This is a genomic window from Streptomyces sp. NPDC027189 (assembly GCF_055566975.1).
Map to the genome: position 1 here is coordinate 225,883 of NZ_JBVHRI010000001.1, position 17,662 is coordinate 243,544.

The window sequence follows — 17,662 nt, forward strand, 5'->3', positions numbered from 1 at the left end:
GGGATCACGGAGCGTGCGGGAGGACACTCGCACATGAAGCCGTGCCACGATGTGAGCCGTGGCCGATGGGGATGTCGGCCGTTTCGGCATCCGGAGCCGGGAAGGCAGAGCATGAGCGCCGACGTCAGCAGTGCGGAGAACGAGGGTGGGGCCCCCATCCGTACCGCGCGCGTGCCCAAGTACTACCGCCTGAAGAAGCACCTGCTCGACATGACGGAGACACTGCCGCCCGGCACGCCGGTACCGCCCGAGCGCACCCTCGCCGCCGAGTTCGACACCTCGCGCACGACCGTGCGGCAGGCCCTTCAGGAGCTGGTCGTCGAGGGCCGCCTCGAACGCATCCAGGGCAAGGGCACCTTTGTGGCCAAGCCCAAGGTCTCCCAGGCGCTGCAGCTCACCTCGTACACCGAGGACATGCGCGCCCAGGGCCTCGAACCCACCTCGCAGCTGCTGGACATCGGCTACATCACCGCCGACGAGACCCTCGCCGGGCTGCTCGACATCTCGGCCGGCGGGCGAGTGCTGCGCATCGAGCGCCTCCGCCTCGCCAGCGGCGAACCGATGGCCATCGAGACGACCCACCTGTCCGCGAAGCGCTTCCCCGCCCTGCGCAGGTCGCTCGTCAAGTACACCTCCCTCTACACCGCCCTCGCCGAGGTGTACGACGTCCATCTCGCCGAGGCCGAGGAGACCATCGAGACCTCGCTGGCCACCCCGCGCGAGGCCGGGCTGCTCGGCACCGACGTCGGCCTGCCCATGCTGATGCTCTCCCGGCACTCGCTCGACAAGCAGGGCGAGCCGGTGGAGTGGGTGCGCTCGGTGTACCGCGGCGACCGGTACAAGTTCGTGGCACGCCTGAAGCGCCCGCAGGAGTAATGAAGCCCCAGCACCCGAAGGACCATTGAGGCTCAAGCGCCCGCCAAAATAAGCCACTTGTGGTAGGCGCGTGGTGTAGCGCGACTCACCTTCCTGCTCTACGTTCCTCCCGTCACCGCATGGACGGGAGGACGAACGGTGCGTACCGCCAAGCCTCGAACCATCGTCATCTGGACCCTCGTCGCGCTGGTGGGCGCCGCGGGCTGGTCCGTGCTCGCGCTCGCGCGGGGCGAGAACGTGTCGGCCGCCTGGATGGTCGCCGCCGCGCTCGGCTCGTACGCCATCGCCTATCGCTTCTACGCGAAGTTCATCGCGCACAAGGTGCTCAAGGTCGACGGGACACGGGCCACCCCGGCGGAGCGGCTGAACAACGGCATCGACTTCCATCCCACGGACCGGCGCGTGCTGCTCGGCCACCACTTCGCGGCGATCGCCGGCGCGGGCCCGCTGGTCGGCCCGGTGCTGGCCGCGCAGATGGGCTATCTGCCCGGCACCATCTGGATCATCGCCGGAGTGATCTTCGCGGGCGCGGTCCAGGACATGGTGGTCCTGTTCTTCTCCACGCGCCGGGACGGGCGGTCGCTCGGGCAGATGGCCCGCGAGGAGATCGGACCGTTCGGCGGGGCGGCAGCGCTGCTCGCCGCCTTCGCCATCATGATCATCCTGCTCGGTGTGCTCGCGCTGGTGATCGTGAACGCGCTCGCCGCCTCCCCCTGGGGCACCTTCTCCATCGGAATGACGATCCCGATCGCCCTGTTGATGGGCTTCTACCTGCGCGTCCTGCGCCCGGGACGGGTCACCGAGGTCTCGCTGGTCGGCGTCGCGCTCCTGCTGCTGGCCCTCGTCGCGGGCCGCTGGGTCGCCGAGTCCTCCTGGGCCGGCACCTTCACCCTCGCCCCCTCCACCCTGGTCATCTGGCTGGTGGCGTACGGCTTCATCGCCTCGATCCTGCCGGTCTGGATGCTCCTCGCACCCCGCGACTATCTCTCCACCTTCATGAAGATCGGCACGATCGCGCTGCTCGCGCTCGGCGTCGTCATCGCGCTGCCGACGCTGAAGATGGACGCGGTCACGGACTTCGCCAAGCAGGGCGACGGCCCGGTGTTCGCGGGCTCGCTCTTCCCGTTCGTCTTCATCACCATCGCCTGCGGCGCCCTGTCGGGATTCCACGCACTCATCTCGTCCGGCACGACGCCCAAGATGATCCAGAAGGAGACGCAGGTCCGGATGATCGGGTACGGCTCTATGCTCATGGAGTCGTCGGTCGCGATCATGGCCCTGGTCGCCGCGTGCATCATCGACCCGGGCCTGTACTTCGCGATGAACGCGCCCGCGGGCGTCATCGGCACCACCGTCGAATCGGCGTCGCACGCGGTCGCGAACTTCGGGTACACCATCTCCCCGGCGGACCTCGCGAAAGCCGCGCACCAGGTCGAGGAACAGAGCCTGCTCTCCCGTACCGGCGGCGCGCCCACCCTCGCCGTCGGGGTCTCGGAGATCTTCTCGAAGGTCACCGGCGGAAGCCTGCGCGCCTTCTGGTACCACTTCGCGATCATGTTCGAGGCGCTGTTCATCCTGACGGCGCTGGACGCGGGCACACGCGTGGGCCGGTTCATGCTCCAGGACATGCTGGGGAACGTCTACCGCCCCTTCAAGAACGTGAGCTGGAAGCCCGGACTGATCGCCACCAGCGCCCTCGTGTGCGGACTGTGGGGCTACTTCCTCTGGGTCGGCGTCCACGAACCCCTCGGCGGCATCAACCAGCTCTTCCCGATCTTCGGCATCTCGAACCAGCTGCTCGCGGCGGTCGCCCTCGCCGTCTGCACGACCCTGCTGGTGAAGTCCGGACGCCTCAAGTGGGCCTGGATCACCGGCATTCCACTCGTCTGGGACGCCACGGTGACTCTCACGGCCAGCTATCAGAAGGTGTTCTCCAGCGACCCACGCGTCGGCTTCTTCAAGCAGCGCAGCGTCTACCAGGACGGCATCGACGCCGGCAAGGTCCTGCCGCCCGCCAAGAGCATGGACGACATGCACACGGTCGTCACCAACTCCACGGTGGACGGCGTCCTTTCGGCCGTTCTCGCCGTCCTCATCGTCGTCGTGATCGTCGACGCGGCCCGGGTGTGCGTCCGGCACGTACGCCGCCCGGCCCTCTCCACGCTGAGCGAGGCGCCGTATGTGGAGTCGAAGATCGTCGCCCCGGCCGGACTGATCCCCACGCAGCGAGAGAGGCAGGAGGAGCGAGATGCGATCGGCGCTGCACCGGGCAGCTAGTGGAATCCGTTGGTACATACGGGAGTTGACAGACGAATCCGCTTACGACCGCTATGTCGCATACCTCCGCAAAGACCACCCGGACGCCCCCGTACCGTCGCGCCGGGACTTCGAGCGAGCACGCACGGACCGTCAGGAGGAGGACCCGCGCCAGGGGTTCCGCTGCTGCTGACGGCACGAACCGCAGCCCACACGAACCCTCCACATCCGCTAACCGGACGGGGGTTCCCTAAAGCGGAACCGTCGCCTAGATTGCCTGCGCGTTACACAGGTGATCAGTGAGGGGACGGAGCCGCCATATGTCAGATGTGCCCGAAGTGAAGCCACCGGCGGTGACGCCGGTCCGCGTCGTGATAGCCCTCTGCCTGCTCGCCCCCTTCGTGGCGATGCTGTGGGTCGGCTCGTACGCGAAGACGGACCCGATCCTCATCGGCATCCCGTTCTTCTACTGGTACCAGATGCTGTGGGTGCTCATGTCCACGGCGCTGACGATGATCGCCTACAAGCTCTGGCAGCGTGACCAGCGCGCCCGCGCCACCACGAAGGGCGGTGCCGAGGCATGAAGGACGGCGTGAACGGCGTGGCACTCGCCGTCTTCATCTTCTTCTTCCTGGCCGTCACGGTCATGGGCTTCCTGGCCGCGCGCTGGCGCAGGGCGGACGACGAGCACAGCCTGGACGAATGGGGCCTGGGTGGACGCTCGTTCGGCACCTGGATCACCTGGTTCCTGCTCGGCGGCGACCTCTACACGGCGTACACCTTCGTCGCCGTGCCCGCCGCGATCTACGCGGCAGGCGCCGCCGGCTTCTTCGCGGTCCCGTACACCATCCTGGTCTACCCGCTGATCTTCACGTTCCTCCCCCGCCTGTGGTCGGTCTCCCACAAGCACGGATACGTGACGACGTCGGACTTCGTGCGCGGCCGCTTCGGCTCGAAGGGCCTGTCCCTCGCCGTGGCCGTCACCGGCATCCTGGCCACCATGCCGTACATCGCGCTCCAGCTGGTCGGTATCCAGGCCGTCCTGGACGTGATGGGCGTGGGCGGCGGCGACAACACGAACTGGTTCGTGAAGGACCTCCCGCTCCTCATCGCCTTCGGCGTACTGGCCGCGTACACCTACTCCTCCGGCCTGCGCGCCCCGGCCCTGATCGCGTTCGTGAAGGACACCCTGATCTACATCGTGATCGCGGTGGCCATCATCTACATCCCGATCAAGCTGGGCGGGTTCGACGAGATCTTCAAGGCGGCGAGCGACAAGTACACGGCGGCGGGCGCGGGCGGAATCGTCCCCGCCGAAGCGGGCCAGTGGACGTACGCCACCCTCGCCCTTGGCTCGGCACTGGCGCTCTTCATGTACCCGCACTCGATCACGGCGACGCTGTCGAGCCGCAGCCGTGAGGTGATCCGCCGCAACACCACGATCCTCCCCCTGTACTCGCTGATGCTGGGCCTGCTCGCCCTGCTCGGGTTCATGGCGATCGCGGCCGGAGTGAAGGTCACGAACGGCCAGCTCGCCATCCCGCAGCTCTTCGAGACCATGTTCCCGGACTGGTTCGCGGGCGTGGCCTTCGCCGCCATCGGCATCGGAGCGCTGGTCCCCGCGGCCATCATGTCCATCGCGGCCGCGAACCTCTTCACGCGCAACATCTACAAGGACTTCATCAAGCCCGACGCGACTCCCCAGCAGGAGACCAAGGTCTCCAAGCTGGTCTCGCTCCTGGTGAAGGTCGGTGCGCTGGTCTTCGTCCTCACCATGGACAAGACGGTCGCGATCAACTTCCAGCTCCTCGGCGGCATTTGGATCCTGCAGACCTTCCCGGCCCTGGTCGGCGGCCTGTTCACCCGGTGGTTCCACCGCTGGGCGCTGCTCGTGGGCTGGGCCGTCGGCATGCTCTACGGCACGTTCGCGGCGTACGGGGTCGCCTCCCCGACGCAGAAGCACTTCGGCGGCAGCGCGAAGGAGATCCCCGGGATCGGGGAGATCGGCTACATCGGCCTCACAGCGTTCGCGCTCAACGTCGTGGTGACCGTCGTCCTCACCTTCGCCTTCCGGGCGTTCAAGGCCCCCGAGGGCGTCGACGAGACGTCCCCCGAGGACTACACGGCGGACGCGGGCGACCCCGGGGTACAGACGGAACTGCCCCCGGCCACGGCTGGGGCGACTCACTAGGCACCCGCAGCCGAGGATGCCGTCGGGGTGGGTGCGCCAACCGGTGCTCGCAGAGTGCCGGTTGGCGCACCCGTGCCGCCCCAGCAGCACGATGGCCCGCAGTGGGGAAGCGCGGGTGGGCCGCCGGCGCGCATGCCCGCAGCTGAGCCGGCACGCACCCGCAGTCGCCCACGCACGGAAGGGGCCGTGCCGGTACATCACATGGCCCGTCGCTTGCGTGGTTGCCAACAGGCAGAGCCATGAAAGCCAAGCGATCTGCCACAGGCGACGGGGCGCACGGACCGGCACGGCCCCGCCCCACCCGCCGGCGGCAGGCGCAGACGCACGCAGCCGCAGACACCGCAAGACGGGCCGCCGGACAGAATCCGGCGGCCCGTCGCCGTGCCCGTCCGGCACGAGGTCGAGCAGGCCGTCTCCGAGATCGCGGTGGCCCACGACCGCGTACTCGGCGGCGTGACCTTCGTCCCGCAAGGCGGCCCCATGGCCGACATGGCCCGCCAGGGCGAGGCCGAGATCCGCACGCTCGCGGTCGCGACCGAGGACCGCGGCAGGGGCACAGGCGAAGCCCTCGTCCGCGCCCGCGTCGACCGCGCACGCGCCACGGAAGCGCGACTGGAACCCCATCCCGGACATCGACGACATCCTGCCGATCACCTACGAGTTGACGCTCCAGCACACTCCGTAGCACTCCCGGACGCCGACGCGACACAACATGTGGGGGTGCTCCCGCAGCCCGGCACAAGATGTATGCTCATGCTCGCTGTCGCCGCAGGGGAATCCGGTGCGAATCCGGAACTGTCCCGCAACGGTGTACTTGTACGTGTTCATGCCCCGCGTGGCCGCGTACGCGTTTCAGTCCGAGGACCTGTCGACAGCGCGCCCCGGCCACCCGGCCCGGGCGCCGACGACGTCCGGGCCTCGCGGAATGGGCCGGTGGACGCGGTGCGCCGCTGCCCAGAAGCGCCCCCGTGTGCCCCGCTCCTCCCCAACAGGCCCCGTGCCGAGCGAGGGAGAGCCCCAAGTGACCATCGCGCCAGCCGACCCGGCTTCAGCTTCCGTTTCCGCGAAGCAGGCCCCGGTGGAGACGGACGGTCCCGGTACCACGCTGCTGCGTACCCTGACCGACCTCACCGCCGACCTCCCGGACGCCGACCCCGGCCGGGTCGCCGCCGCCGCGCTGCGCGGCCGGTCCGCCCGCGCGGACGACGCGGAGCTGCGCGAACTGGCCACCGAGGCCGCCGCCGGCCTCATCTCCGAGGACCCGGCGTACTCCCGCCTCGCCGCCCGCCTGCTGACGATCAGCATCGCGGCGGAGGCCGCCTCACAGGGCGTGCGATCCTTCTCCGAGTCCATCGCCACCGGCCACCGCGAGGGGCTGATCGCCGACCGCACGGCGGAGTTCGTACGGCTGCACACGGCCCGCCTGAACGAACTGATCGACGTGCACGCCGACGACCGCTTCGGCTACTTCGGCCTGCGCACCCTGCACAGCCGCTACCTGCTCCGGCACCCGATCACCCGCAAGGTCATCGAGACGCCCCAGCACTTCATGCTCCGGGTGGCGTCCGGCCTCGCCGAGGACGACACCACCCGATCCGTGGACGAAGTCGCGTCCCTCTACCGGCTCATGAGCCGCCTGGACTACCTCCCCTCCTCCCCCACGCTCTTCAACTCCGGTACACGGCACCCGCAGATGTCGTCCTGCTACCTCCTCGACTCCCCGCTGGACGAGCTGGACTCCATCTACGACCGCTACCACCAGGTCGCGCGCCTCTCGAAGCACGCGGGCGGCATCGGCCTGTCGTACAGCCGGATCCGTTCCCGCGGCTCCCTCATCCGCGGCACGAACGGGCACTCCAACGGCATCGTCCCGTTCCTGAAGACCCTCGACGCCTCGGTCGCCGCGGTGAACCAGGGCGGCCGGCGCAAGGGCGCCGCCGCGGTCTACCTGGAGACCTGGCACTCCGACATCGAGGAGTTCCTGGAGCTGCGCGACAACACCGGTGAGGACGCCCGGCGTACGCACAATCTGAACCTCGCCCACTGGATCCCGGACGAGTTCATGCGCCGGGTCAACGAGAACGGGATCTGGTCCCTGTTCTCCCCCTCCGACGTGCCGGAACTGGTCGACCTGTGGGGCGACGAATTCGACGCGGCCTACCGCAAGGCCGAGGAGAGCGGCCTCGCCAAGAAGACCATTCCGGCCCGCGACTTGTACGGCCGCATGATGCGCACCCTCGCGCAGACCGGCAACGGCTGGATGACCTTCAAGGACGCCGCCAACCGCACCGCCAACCAGACGGCGGAGCCGGGCCACACCGTCCACTCCTCGAACCTGTGCACCGAGATCCTGGAGGTCACGGACGACGGCGAGACGGCGGTCTGCAACCTCGGCTCGGTGAACCTGGGCGCCTTCGTCGACACGACGAGCGGCGACATCGACTGGGAGCGCCTGGACGAGACGGTCCGCACGGCCGTCACCTTCCTGGACCGGGTCGTCGACATCAACTTCTACCCGACCGAGCAGGCGGGCCGCTCCAACGCCAAGTGGCGCCCGGTGGGCCTCGGCGCGATGGGCCTCCAGGACGTCTTCTTCAAGCTCCGCCTGCCCTTCGACTCCCCCGAAGCGAAGGCCCTCTCCACGCGCATCGCCGAACGCATCATGCTCGCCTCGTACGAGGCCTCGGCCGGCCTCGCCGAGCGCAACGGCCCGCTCCCGGCCTGGGAGAAGACCCGTACGGCCCGCGGTGTCCTCCACCCCGACCACTTCGACGTGGAGCTGACCTGGCCGGAGCGCTGGGCGGCCCTGCGGGAACGCATCGCCGCCGTAGGCATGCGCAACTCTCTCCTCCTCGCCATCGCGCCCACCGCGACGATCGCGTCCATCGCGGGCGTGTACGAGTGCATCGAGCCACAGGTGTCGAACCTCTTCAAGCGCGAGACGCTCTCCGGAGAGTTCCTCCAGGTCAACTCCTACCTGGTGGACGAGCTGAAGAAGCTCGGCGTGTGGGACGCGCAGACCCGGGAGGCTCTGCGCGAGTCCAACGGCTCGGTGCAGGGTTTCACTTGGGTGCCGCAGGACGTCCGCGACCTCTACCGCACGGCGTGGGAGATCCCGCAGCGCGGCCTCATCGACATGGCCGCCGCCCGGACCCCGTTCCTGGACCAGGCCCAGTCGCTGAACCTGTTCCTGGAGACGCCGACCATCGGCAAGCTCTCCTCGATGTACGCGTACGCCTGGAAGTCGGGCCTGAAGACGACGTACTACCTGCGCTCGCGCCCCGCGACGCGCATCGCCCGCGCCGCCCAGGCGCAGGGCCGGCCCGAGAAGACCATCCCCGTCCAGCAGGTGGCCGAGCCCGACGCCGTCGCCTGCTCCCTTGAGAACCCCGAGTCCTGCGAGGCGTGCCAGTAATGACCCCCCCGAACACCGAGAAGAACCTCCTCGACCCGGGCTTCGAACTCACCCTCCGCCCCATGCGCTACCCGGACTTCTACGAGCGCTACCGGGACGCCATCAAGAACACCTGGACCGTCGAGGAGGTCGACCTCCACTCGGACGTCGCCGACCTCGCGAAGCTGTCGCAGGGCGAGCAGCACATGATCGGCCGACTGGTCGCGTTCTTCGCGACGGGCGACTCGATCGTGGCGAACAACCTGGTGCTGACGCTGTACAAGCACATCAACTCCCCCGAGGCGCGGCTGTACCTGTCGCGACAGCTCTTCGAGGAGGCCGTGCACGTCCAGTTCTACTTGACGCTGCTCGACACCTACCTCCCCGACCCGGAGGACCGCGCCGCCGCCTTCGCCGCCGTCGAGAACATCCCCTCCATCCGTGAGAAGGCCGAGTTCTGCTTCAAGTGGATGGACTCGGTGGAGAAGCTGGACCGGCTGGAGACGAAGGCCGACCGCCGCCGCTTCCTGCTCAACCTGATCTGCTTCGCCGCGTGCATCGAGGGGCTCTTCTTCTACGGGGCCTTCGCGTACGTCTACTGGTTCCGCAGCCGGGGTCTGCTGCACGGCCTGGCGACCGGCACCAACTGGGTTTTCCGTGATGAAAGCTGCCACATGGACGCGGCGTTCGCGTTCGTCGACACCGTACGGAAGGAAGAGCCCGACCTCTTCGACGAGGAACTCGGCCGACAGATCACCGACATGATCAAGGAAGCAGTCGAGGCTGAACTCCAGTTCGGTCGCGATCTCTGCGGCGAGGGCTTGCCCGGCATGAACACCGACTCGATGCGCCAGTACCTGGAGTGCGTCGCCGACCAGCGCCTGGTACGCCTAGGCCTGGCACCGGTCTACGGCTCCGAGAACCCGTTCTCCTTCATGGAGTTGCAGGGCGTCCAGGAGCTGACCAACTTCTTCGAGCGGCGGCCGTCGGCGTACCAGGTCGCCGTGGAAGGAACCGTCGACCTCGACGAGGACTTCTGACGACACCTCAGGTTTGATGCCGGGCCGCGCACGCGGCCCGGCGTCTCGCGTCTCGCGTCCCGCGTCCCGCGTCCCGCGTCTCGTGTCTCGTGTCTCGTGTCTCGTCCATGGACCGTCCATGGGTCGTCCATGGACCACCTATGGAGCGGCAAAGTTCTTCGGGGGCCGCTATCCGCGCCTCATCGGCCCCGGCTAGGTTCTGGCCGTCCTGACATGTCATACACAGCGGCATGCCAGGCCGTCAGATTGGCATGCCCATGACACTCCCTGACGCTACGCGCGTCACGGGCCTGCCACGCAACGCCGAGAACCCCCACTTCCGGCTGTGGAGCCGCGTACGGCCCTACCCGGTCCGCGCGGCACCGGCCTCAAATCGATGGAGGCAGCACCCCCATGCGTGAGACACGCTCCGCCAGACCCGCCCGGAGACTGCGAAGACTCCTGACCGCCGCCCTCCCTGCCCTCGCCCTCGGCGTCGCCGGGTTCGCCGCGGCCCCGCCCGCGGGTGCGCAGACGGCGCCCACCGCGCACATCTCCCGGGCCGCCCAGAACGCGAAAGCCCTGACCTCCCCCGCCGCCCAGGCCGTTCACCCGACCGGCAAGGCCGGCCAGAAGGTGCCCACCACGCATCTGTGCGGCACCCCGACCCCCGGTCACGCCGCCTGCTTCGCCCAGCGGCGCACGGACATCAAGCAGAAGCTGGCCGCGGCGATATCCCCGAACGCCGCCGCCGCGGTGTCCGGCCTCAGCCCGGCCAACCTGCACAGCGCGTACAACCTGCCCTCGACCGGTGGCTCCGGCCTGACGGTCGCCGTGGTCGACGCGTACAACGACCCCAACGCCGAGTCGGACCTGGCCACTTACCGCTCGCAGTTCGGCCTGTCGGCCTGCACCAAGGCCAACGGCTGCTTCAAGCAGGTCAGCCAGACCGGCTCGACCACCTCGCTGCCGTCGAACGACACCGGCTGGGCGGGCGAGGAAGCGCTCGACATCGACATGGTCAGCGCGGTCTGCCCCAACTGCAACATCATCCTGGTCGAGGCCAACTCGGCGACCGACTCCGACCTCGGCACCGCCGAGAACGAGGCCGTGGCCCTGGGCGCGAAGTTCGTGTCCAACAGCTGGGGCGGCGGCGAGTCCTCCTCCCAGACCAGCGAGGACACCCAGTACTTCAAGCACCCGGGCGTCGCCATCACCGTCTCCGCCGGTGACTCCGGCTACGGCGCCGAGTACCCGGCGACCTCCCAGTACGTGACCGCCGTCGGCGGCACCGCGCTGTCCACGTCGTCCAACTCCCGCGGCTGGACCGAGTCCGTGTGGAAGACCAGCAGCACCGAGGGCACCGGCTCCGGCTGCTCCGCGTACGACGCCAAGCCGAGCTGGCAGACCGACACCGGCTGCACCAAGCGCATGGAGTCGGACGTCTCCGCGGTCGCCGACCCCGCGACCGGTGTGGCCGTCTACGACACCTACGGCGGCTCCGGCTGGGCGGTCTACGGCGGTACGAGCGCCTCCGCACCGATCATCGCGGGTGTGTACGCCCTCGCGGGCACCCCGGGCTCCGGCGACTACCCGGCGAAGTACCCGTACTCCCACACCTCGAACCTGTACGACGTCACCAGCGGCAACAACGGCTCCTGCTCGACCTCGTACTTCTGCACCGCGGCCACCGGCTACGACGGCCCGACCGGCTGGGGCACCCCCAACGGCACCACCGCCTTCACCTCGGGCACCAGCACCGGCAACACGGTGACCGTCACCAACCCGGGCAGCCAGTCCACCGCGACCGGCGGCTCGGTCAGCCTGCAGATCTCAGCCTCCGACAGCGCGGGCGCGGCCCTCACCTACAGCGCGAGCGGCCTGCCGACCGGTCTGTCGATCAACAGCTCGACCGGCCGGATCTCCGGCACGGCGAGCACGGCGGGCACCTACAGCGTGACCGTCACCGCGTCCGACAGCACCGGCGCCTCCGGCACGGCCACCTTCACCTGGACCGTCAGCACTTCCGGCGGCGGCACCTGCACCTCGGCGCAGTTGCTCGGCAACCAGGGCTTCGAGTCGGGCAACACCACCTGGAGCGCCTCCAGCGGAGTCATCACGAACGACACCGGTGAGGCGGCGCACGGCGGCTCCTACTACGCCTGGCTGGACGGCTACGGCTCCACCCACACCGACACGCTGTCCCAGTCGGTGACCATCCCGAGCGGCTGCAAGGCGTCGCTCACCTTCTACCTGCACATCGACACGGCCGAGACCAGCACCAGCACGGCCTACGACAAGCTCACGGTCACCGCCGGCTCCACCACGCTGGCGACCTACTCCAACCTCAACAAGGCTTCCGGCTACGCCCAGAAGACCTTCGACCTGTCTTCCTTCGCCGGCTCCACCGTCACGCTGAAGTTCAGCGGCGTCGAGGACTCCTCGCTCCAGACCAGCTTCGTCGTCGACGACACCGCCCTGACGACCAGCTGACCCACGAAAGCCCTGGCCGCCGTCGCGGCCAGGGCTTTTCCGTGCCCCGAAGTGGATCCTGATGCGGGGGTGGCACGTCCAAGCGACGAGGAGGCCCCCCATGCGCCGAACGACCCACCACCGGACCATCGCCCTCGCGGCACTGACGCTTCTCCTGGCCGCGGGTTGCGGCACGCAGAGCGGAGGCGAAGCGGGCGGCAGCGGCACCGTGTCGCCGTCCCCCACGACATCCCACAAAGGCTGTGCGGAGGCGAAGGCGGAGCTCGGCGCCGCCGATACCGGCCGCACGTTCTGCCTGACGACGGGCAACGTGATCCGCATTCTTCTGGACGGCACCACCAGCCGGCCCTGGGCGCCCGTCAAGGCCGACGGCAGCGGTCTCGAGGCCACCAACAGCGGCATCGTCCTGCAGGCGGGCGACGCCTCCTCCGCGTTCAAGGCGGTCTCGGCGGGTACGGTGCAGCTCACCTCGTCCCGTCCGTTGTGCCCCAGCGACCCGGCCCGGATCTCGTGCAAGGGCCTTCAGGAGTGGACGGTCACGGTGGTGGTGACGAAGCCGTGAGGACGGGAGGGCCGGTCGACCTCGGAGCGGGCGGCCCGGGCCGCCTTGAGCTGACGGTCGACGCGCCGCTCGTGGGCGAGCCCGATCAGCGAGGGGAGCGCCACGACCGCGAAGATCCCAAGGACGGTCAGGATTCCGACGAGGTTGTCCATGAGTGTGTTCATGAACACCACTGTCGCGCCGATTGCTCCTTACCGTCAGTGGCAGGACTGCCGCACACCCTCGAATTACTGCCACTTCCGAGGCACACTGGAGAACATGCTCAAGAACGTGGCCGCAGTCCTGCTCGACGGTGTACACCCCTTCGAACTCGGCGTCGTCTGCGAGGTGTTCGGCCTCGACCGCAGCGACGAGGGGCTGCCCGTCTACGACTTCGCGATCGCCTCGGCCGAGGGCCCCACGCTCGGCACCCATGTCTCCGGGTTCACCGTCTCCACCCCGCACGGCCTCGACCGGCTCGACGAGGCCGACCTCGTCGTCGTGCCGGCCGGGGACACCTATGCCGTGCGTGACTATCCGCCCGGGCTGCTGGACGCGCTGCGCCGGGCCGTCGAGCGCGGCGCGCGGGTGCTCAGCGTCTGCTCCGGTGTCTTCGTGCTGGGCGCGGCAGGGCTCCTGGACGGCCGACGCTGCGCGGTGCACTGGCATCACGCGGAGGCGCTCGCCCGGCAGTACCCGCGGGCGATCGTCGAGCCGGACGTGCTGTACGTCGACGAGGATCCGGTGATCACCTCGGCGGGCACCGCCGCCGGCATCGACGCCTGCCTCCACCTCGTCCGCAAGGAGCATGGCCCGGAGGTCGCCAACGCCATCGCCCGCCGCATGGTCGTACCACCGCACCGCGACGGCGGCCAGGCCCAGTTCATCGAGCGCCCGCTGCCCCGCTCCCGGTGCGACACGGTCGGCGAGGTGCTGGTGTGGATGCAGCAGCACCTCGACGAGGAGGTGACCGTGGAGCAGCTCGCGGCCCGCGCCCATATGTCCCCGCGCACCTTCGCGCGCCGCTTCCAGCAGGAGACGGGGACGACTCCGTACCGCTGGATCCTGCGCCAACGGGTGCTGCTGGCCCAGGAGTTGCTGGAGGCCACGGACGAGACGATGGACGCGATCGCGGGCCGCACCGGCTTCGGCAACGCGGCCGCGCTGCGCCATCAGTTCGTCCGGAGCCTGGGGACGACCCCGCAGGCGTACCGGCGCACGTTCAGGGGCCCGCGGGCGGCCTGAACGTGCGCCGGTGAACACGCACGGTCAGCGCGGCCGGGCCTTCAGCAGCAGCTTGTGCGGGCGCAGGGTGATGCCGACGCGGGTCGCGTCGTTGGAGCCCGACACCTGCTCGAAGCGCCACCGGGACGCCACGGTCGCCGTGATCAGACTGAGCTGGGCCATCGAGAAGTGGTCACTGGGGCACTTCCGGTTGCCCACGCTGAACGGGCGCATCGCGTACTTCGGTATGTCCTTGGACCGTTCCGGAAGCCAGCGGTCAGGGTCGAAATCCAGGTGCTCCTGGTACGACCGGGGATCGCGCTGGATCGCGAACGGGCTGTAGACGATGTCGGCACCGGCCGGAATGCGATAGCCGCCCAGCTCGGTTTCGGTCACCGTGCGCCGCGTCAATATCCATACGGCGGGGTGCAAACGCATCGCCTCGACGACGACATTGTTCGTGTGCGACAGCTTCCGGACGTCGTCGAATCCGACGGGCCGGTCGCCCGCGACGGATTCGGCCTCCTTGCTCACCCTGTCCGCGTGTTCCGGGTGTTCGGTGAGGACTTGCAGGAGCCACATGATCGTGGACGCGATGGTTTCGCTGCCGGGAGTGAGTATTGCTACGACTTGGTCGTGGATCTCCTGTTCGTCGATGGGGTCGCCGTTGTCGTCCTTCGCCTCCAGCAATGCCGTCAGCAAATCGTCCGGCTTTTGACCAGATGCCCGCCGCTCGTCGATGATCTCGTCAACGAGGTCATGCAAATCGGCCAATGCGCGGTCGAATTGGCGGTGGGACGGAAGCGGCAGCCGATAGAGCGGTCCGGCCGGGATGACCATGCGCCGGTACATACCGCGGAACACGGCGCCGAGCGCGATGCTCAGCCGCTCGGCCCGCTCGTCCATGAACTGGCCGCGCAGCAGACAGCGGGCCGCGATGCGGACGGCGACGCGGAACGACTCGGAGGTGCAGTCGATCGTCTCCCCCGGCACCATGCGCGCCGCGAACGCGCGTGCCTCCTCCTCCATGATCGGCCCGTACTCGTGGATGATGTCGGCCCGGAACGCGGGCTGGATCGTCCGCCGCTGGCGCCGGTGCTGCGGCCCGTTGGCGGTCGCGACGCCCTTCTTGCCGAGCAGTCCCTCCAGGGACTCCCACAGCGGGCCGCCGATCTCGTAGTCCGGGTTGAGCGCCAGCGCTCCGGTGAGCGCGGGGGTGGTGATGGCGTACACCGTCTTGGGGCCCAGCTTGAGCCGGACGACGTCGCCGTGGTCGCGCAGTTGGGCCAGGAAGCCCAGCGGGTCGCGGACCAGTTTCCAGCCGTGGCCGAGACCCGGCACGCCTCCGCCCGCAAGGGGCGGGGTGGACAACTCCAGCGTCTCAGGTACCTCGGGCCGCACAGACTCGACGGTCATTTCTCACCTGCCGCTTCATTGTTGACGTACGGGGGTGTGGAGCGGTCGTCCCAGCTGTCGACCATGTACCGGCCCGACTCGTGGTGGAACCAGTACACGGAGCTGAACCAGTTCCGCATATTGCCGAGGCACGCCTTCACGGCAATGCTGCATTCCTTGCCCCACACGGTCCCGTCCGCGAGGGCATCGGCGAGCCGTAATACGTCCTTTTCGGCGACGAGGAATTCACGGATGGATTCCTCGACCCGTCGCCGTACTTCCGTGACGGCCTCTTCGAGAGTCAGCCCCTCATGGTGAATGAGACTGATTCCGAGATTGTGCACTTCGTCGCCCGCAATTTCCTTGGGGAGCGAGCACAGATCGTTGTACCAGGCGGCGAATTCCTGGCTGAGCAGTGCCGCCTTCCGATATGCGGGGTGATTCCGCACCGCCGTGGGGAGTTCATACTCCGCGCTGGGTTCCAGAAGGTCGGTCCAGATCCAGTGCGCGAACGTCAGCCGGCGGAGTTCGAGATACTCCTCGACCGTCGGAACGGTGCCCGAGGCGCGATTTCGGAACTCCCGGTCGTACGCCTCGATCACCGCGTGGAAGTGGAGTGCGAACCGCTCGTTCCACTTCTTGCTGAGGAACGAGTACAGCCGCACCATGCTGTCCGCGAACCCCGCGACCAGGGGATCCTGGTGGTGCAGATGGTCCCTGGGGGAGTCGAGGGCCGCGTGCAGCCGGAACCTGAGCCTCCGCCAGGCGTCGGTGCGGCCGTGGATGACGTCGCGGTCGTGGCGGTCGTCCCAGACGAAGAACCACGCGCTGTAGTCCGCTATCGCCTGCATGACCTCGTCGGGGGCGCCAATGTAGTAGCCCGCCATGAGGTCCGTGTAGCACAAGCCGTCGGCATATTCTTCGACCTTGTCCGCCGGCATGAGCCGTTTTTCGAGCAGCCAGGTCCTGGTCTTCTCCTGGAGCCTGGGCCAATACGGATGCAGTTTTCGAGGAAACGCCGTCTCGATCACCGGAAGAGAGAGCGCCGGTGGAACCGCGATCGCTGTCGGTGTCGATGAAGTGCCGTGTGAGAAAGCATGCACGAACAAACCCCTCTCAGCCGCCTGCTGGCGCTGCGCCCCTCCTGCTGTGCCGGGCGTGCGCCGTTGCGTATCCCCGCACTTCCCATTCAGCACCACAACTGACCGTTCTGGGAACGGATTTGCTGCACTCACTACCCCATGATGCCGAGAATCTCCCCTTGTGTGACTGAATATGGATCACTAGAGGAGCACAAGGGATCGAACGTGCGACGTACACACGAACGACGCCTGGTCAGGAGGGTTCCCTGACCAGGCGCCGTTCGAGAAAGCTCACAAGAGGTTGCGAGCCCCACCTGTCATTTTCTGTCTCAGTCGTTCGCGTGGACGGTCGCCATCGCGTCTCAGTCGTTCGCGAGGACGGTCGCCGTCACGTCTCAGTCGTACGCGAGGACGGTCGCCGTCACGTCTCAGTCGTTCGCCACGATCGGGTAGCGGGGCTCGTTCTCGGCCATCTGCCGCAGCGCGTCCTTGCGCTCGCGCTTGGAGAGCCGGTCGATGTACAGGTAGCCGTACAGATGGTCCGTCTCGTGCTGGAGGCAGCGGGCGAAGTAGCCGGTGCCGCGCACCTTGATCGGGTTGCCCTTCTCGTCCTGTCCGGTGACCTCGGCGTAGTCGGGGCGGGCCAGCGGCGCGTACGCGGTCGGCACCGAGAGGCAGCCCTCGTTGCTGTCGTCCAGACGGCGCTGCTCGGCGGGCAGCTCGACGAGCACGGGGTTGCAGACGACGCCCACGTGCCGCTTGCCCTCGTCGTCCATGCAGTCGTAGACGAAGACCTTCAGGTCGACGCCGATCTGGTTGGCGGCCAGGCCCACGCCCTCGGCGATGCGCTGGCTGGCGAACATGTCGGCGACCAGCTGGTCCAGCTCTTCCCCGAACTCGGTGACGTCTTTGCACTCCTTGTGCAGCACCGGGTTCCCGACGACCGTGATCGGCCGCGAGGTGCCGCGCGCGCGGTAGGCCTCCTCACGCTCCTCGCAGTCCTCGGTGTCGATGACGAAGCCCTCGTCGTCCACGGGGAGCACGCCCGCGTGCTGCTGATCGGTGTCCTGCTGCGCCATGACCGACGTATGCCTTCCTGAAAAACGGGGGTGTGATGCTGATACAGGGTACGGGGCAGCGCCGCGTGAGGGGCGCGGGACCGCACCTGAGGTGCGGCTCCACCGCGTGGGC

General features: G+C 68.4%; 14 protein-coding genes, 1 pseudogene and 1 riboswitch. Of the genes and pseudogenes, 11 read left to right on the plus strand and 4 right to left on the minus strand.

Annotated features, from left to right (window positions below; translation table 11 throughout):
• Positions 1-111 precede the first annotated feature (111 nt).
• The 10 genes and pseudogenes from ACZ4RZ_RS01020 (at position 112) to ACZ4RZ_RS01065 (ending at position 12,791) form a co-directional block, all read left to right on the plus strand.
• Positions 112-876 carry a GntR family transcriptional regulator gene (locus ACZ4RZ_RS01020; protein WP_189189334.1) on the plus strand — a complete coding sequence of 255 codons (765 nt, stop codon included), beginning with the start codon at positions 112-114 and terminating at the stop codon, positions 874-876.
• Positions 877-1,014: 138 nt separating this feature from the next.
• Positions 1,015-3,153 (plus strand): carbon starvation CstA family protein, encoded by a 2,139-nt coding sequence (locus tag ACZ4RZ_RS01025; protein ID WP_467740783.1) that lies wholly within the window; start codon positions 1,015-1,017, stop codon positions 3,151-3,153.
• Entirely contained in the window at positions 3,125-3,325 is a 201-nt protein-coding gene (locus ACZ4RZ_RS01030) for a YbdD/YjiX family protein (protein WP_467740785.1), read from the plus strand. Before ACZ4RZ_RS01025 ends, ACZ4RZ_RS01030 begins: the two co-directional genes overlap by 29 nt.
• 127 nt (positions 3,326-3,452) lie before the next feature.
• Complete coding sequence (locus ACZ4RZ_RS01035; RefSeq protein ID WP_467740787.1) at positions 3,453-3,716, plus strand: DUF3311 domain-containing protein; 264 nt, start codon at positions 3,453-3,455, stop codon at positions 3,714-3,716.
• On the plus strand, positions 3,713-5,323 hold the full coding sequence (gene mctP / locus ACZ4RZ_RS01040; protein WP_467740789.1) for a monocarboxylate uptake permease MctP: 1,611 nt from the start codon (positions 3,713-3,715) through the stop codon (positions 5,321-5,323). Before ACZ4RZ_RS01035 ends, mctP begins: the two co-directional genes overlap by 4 nt.
• 420 nt (positions 5,324-5,743) lie before the next feature.
• Positions 5,744-6,008: pseudogene (locus ACZ4RZ_RS01045) on the plus strand (GNAT family N-acetyltransferase); the annotation flags it as partial.
• A gap of 62 nt (positions 6,009-6,070) precedes the next feature.
• Positions 6,071-6,210: riboswitch (cobalamin riboswitch) on the plus strand.
• A 134-nt stretch (positions 6,211-6,344) separates the two neighbouring features.
• Positions 6,345-8,738: a ribonucleoside-diphosphate reductase subunit alpha gene (locus ACZ4RZ_RS01050; RefSeq protein ID WP_467740791.1), complete on the plus strand. Its 2,394-nt coding sequence runs from the start codon at positions 6,345-6,347 to the stop codon at positions 8,736-8,738.
• Positions 8,738-9,757, plus strand: a complete 1,020-nt coding sequence (locus ACZ4RZ_RS01055) for a ribonucleotide-diphosphate reductase subunit beta (RefSeq protein ID WP_467740793.1) — start codon at positions 8,738-8,740, stop codon at positions 9,755-9,757. Before ACZ4RZ_RS01050 ends, ACZ4RZ_RS01055 begins: the two co-directional genes overlap by 1 nt.
• Before the next feature lie 393 nt (positions 9,758-10,150).
• Complete coding sequence (locus tag ACZ4RZ_RS01060) at positions 10,151-12,229, plus strand: putative Ig domain-containing protein (protein ID WP_467740795.1); 2,079 nt, start codon at positions 10,151-10,153, stop codon at positions 12,227-12,229.
• A gap of 100 nt (positions 12,230-12,329) precedes the next feature.
• A complete protein-coding gene (locus tag ACZ4RZ_RS01065) occupies positions 12,330-12,791 on the plus strand; it encodes a hypothetical protein (RefSeq protein ID WP_467740797.1) in 462 nt (153 codons plus the stop codon).
• Here ACZ4RZ_RS01065 and ACZ4RZ_RS01070 read toward each other — a convergent pair.
• On the minus strand, positions 12,752-12,955 hold the full coding sequence (locus ACZ4RZ_RS01070; protein WP_467740799.1) for a hypothetical protein: 204 nt from the start codon (positions 12,953-12,955) through the stop codon (positions 12,752-12,754). The two genes, ACZ4RZ_RS01065 and ACZ4RZ_RS01070, sit on opposite strands and share 40 nt — an antisense overlap.
• Positions 12,956-13,049: 94 nt before the next feature.
• Between ACZ4RZ_RS01070 and ACZ4RZ_RS01075 the strand changes: the two genes are divergently transcribed.
• A complete protein-coding gene (locus ACZ4RZ_RS01075; protein WP_467740801.1) occupies positions 13,050-14,015 on the plus strand; it encodes a GlxA family transcriptional regulator in 966 nt (321 codons plus the stop codon).
• A 24-nt stretch (positions 14,016-14,039) separates the two neighbouring features.
• Here the strand turns inward: ACZ4RZ_RS01075 and ACZ4RZ_RS01080 are convergent, their stop codons facing one another.
• The 3 genes from ACZ4RZ_RS01080 to def form a co-directional block, all read right to left on the minus strand.
• Positions 14,040-15,410: a bifunctional albaflavenone monooxygenase/terpene synthase gene (locus ACZ4RZ_RS01080; RefSeq protein WP_467740803.1), complete on the minus strand. Its 1,371-nt coding sequence runs from the start codon at positions 15,408-15,410 to the stop codon at positions 14,040-14,042.
• The gene (gene cyc1, locus ACZ4RZ_RS01085; RefSeq protein WP_467740805.1) at positions 15,407-16,492 is read right to left on the minus strand and encodes an epi-isozizaene synthase; all 1,086 of its coding nucleotides are present in this window, start codon (positions 16,490-16,492) and stop codon (positions 15,407-15,409) included. The genes ACZ4RZ_RS01080 and cyc1 overlap by 4 nt, the downstream gene beginning before the upstream one ends.
• Positions 16,493-16,899: 407 nt before the next feature.
• Entirely contained in the window at positions 16,900-17,550 is a 651-nt protein-coding gene (def, locus tag ACZ4RZ_RS01090) for a peptide deformylase (protein ID WP_467740807.1), read from the minus strand.
• Positions 17,551-17,662 lie beyond the last annotated feature (112 nt).

Bases quoted from the DNA above. Each gene is read 5' to 3' on its own strand.
- mctP (WP_467740789.1), top strand. From the start codon at position 3,713: ATGAAGGACGGCGTGAACGGCGTGGCACTCGCCGTCTTCATCTTCTTC.
- ACZ4RZ_RS01065 (WP_467740797.1), top strand. From the start codon at position 12,330: ATGCGCCGAACGACCCACCACCGGACCATCGCCCTCGCGGCACTGACG.
- ACZ4RZ_RS01055 (WP_467740793.1), top strand. From the start codon at position 8,738: ATGACCCCCCCGAACACCGAGAAGAACCTCCTCGACCCGGGCTTCGAA.
- ACZ4RZ_RS01020 (WP_189189334.1), top strand. From the start codon at position 112: ATGAGCGCCGACGTCAGCAGTGCGGAGAACGAGGGTGGGGCCCCCATC.
- ACZ4RZ_RS01080 (WP_467740803.1), bottom strand. From the start codon at position 15,410: ATGACCGTCGAGTCTGTGCGGCCCGAGGTACCTGAGACGCTGGAGTTG.
- ACZ4RZ_RS01035 (WP_467740787.1), top strand. From the start codon at position 3,453: ATGTCAGATGTGCCCGAAGTGAAGCCACCGGCGGTGACGCCGGTCCGC.
- ACZ4RZ_RS01060 (WP_467740795.1), top strand. From the start codon at position 10,151: ATGCGTGAGACACGCTCCGCCAGACCCGCCCGGAGACTGCGAAGACTC.
- def (WP_467740807.1), bottom strand. From the start codon at position 17,550: ATGGCGCAGCAGGACACCGATCAGCAGCACGCGGGCGTGCTCCCCGTG.
- ACZ4RZ_RS01070 (WP_467740799.1), bottom strand. From the start codon at position 12,955: ATGAACACACTCATGGACAACCTCGTCGGAATCCTGACCGTCCTTGGG.
- ACZ4RZ_RS01030 (WP_467740785.1), top strand. From the start codon at position 3,125: ATGCGATCGGCGCTGCACCGGGCAGCTAGTGGAATCCGTTGGTACATA.
- ACZ4RZ_RS01075 (WP_467740801.1), top strand. From the start codon at position 13,050: ATGCTCAAGAACGTGGCCGCAGTCCTGCTCGACGGTGTACACCCCTTC.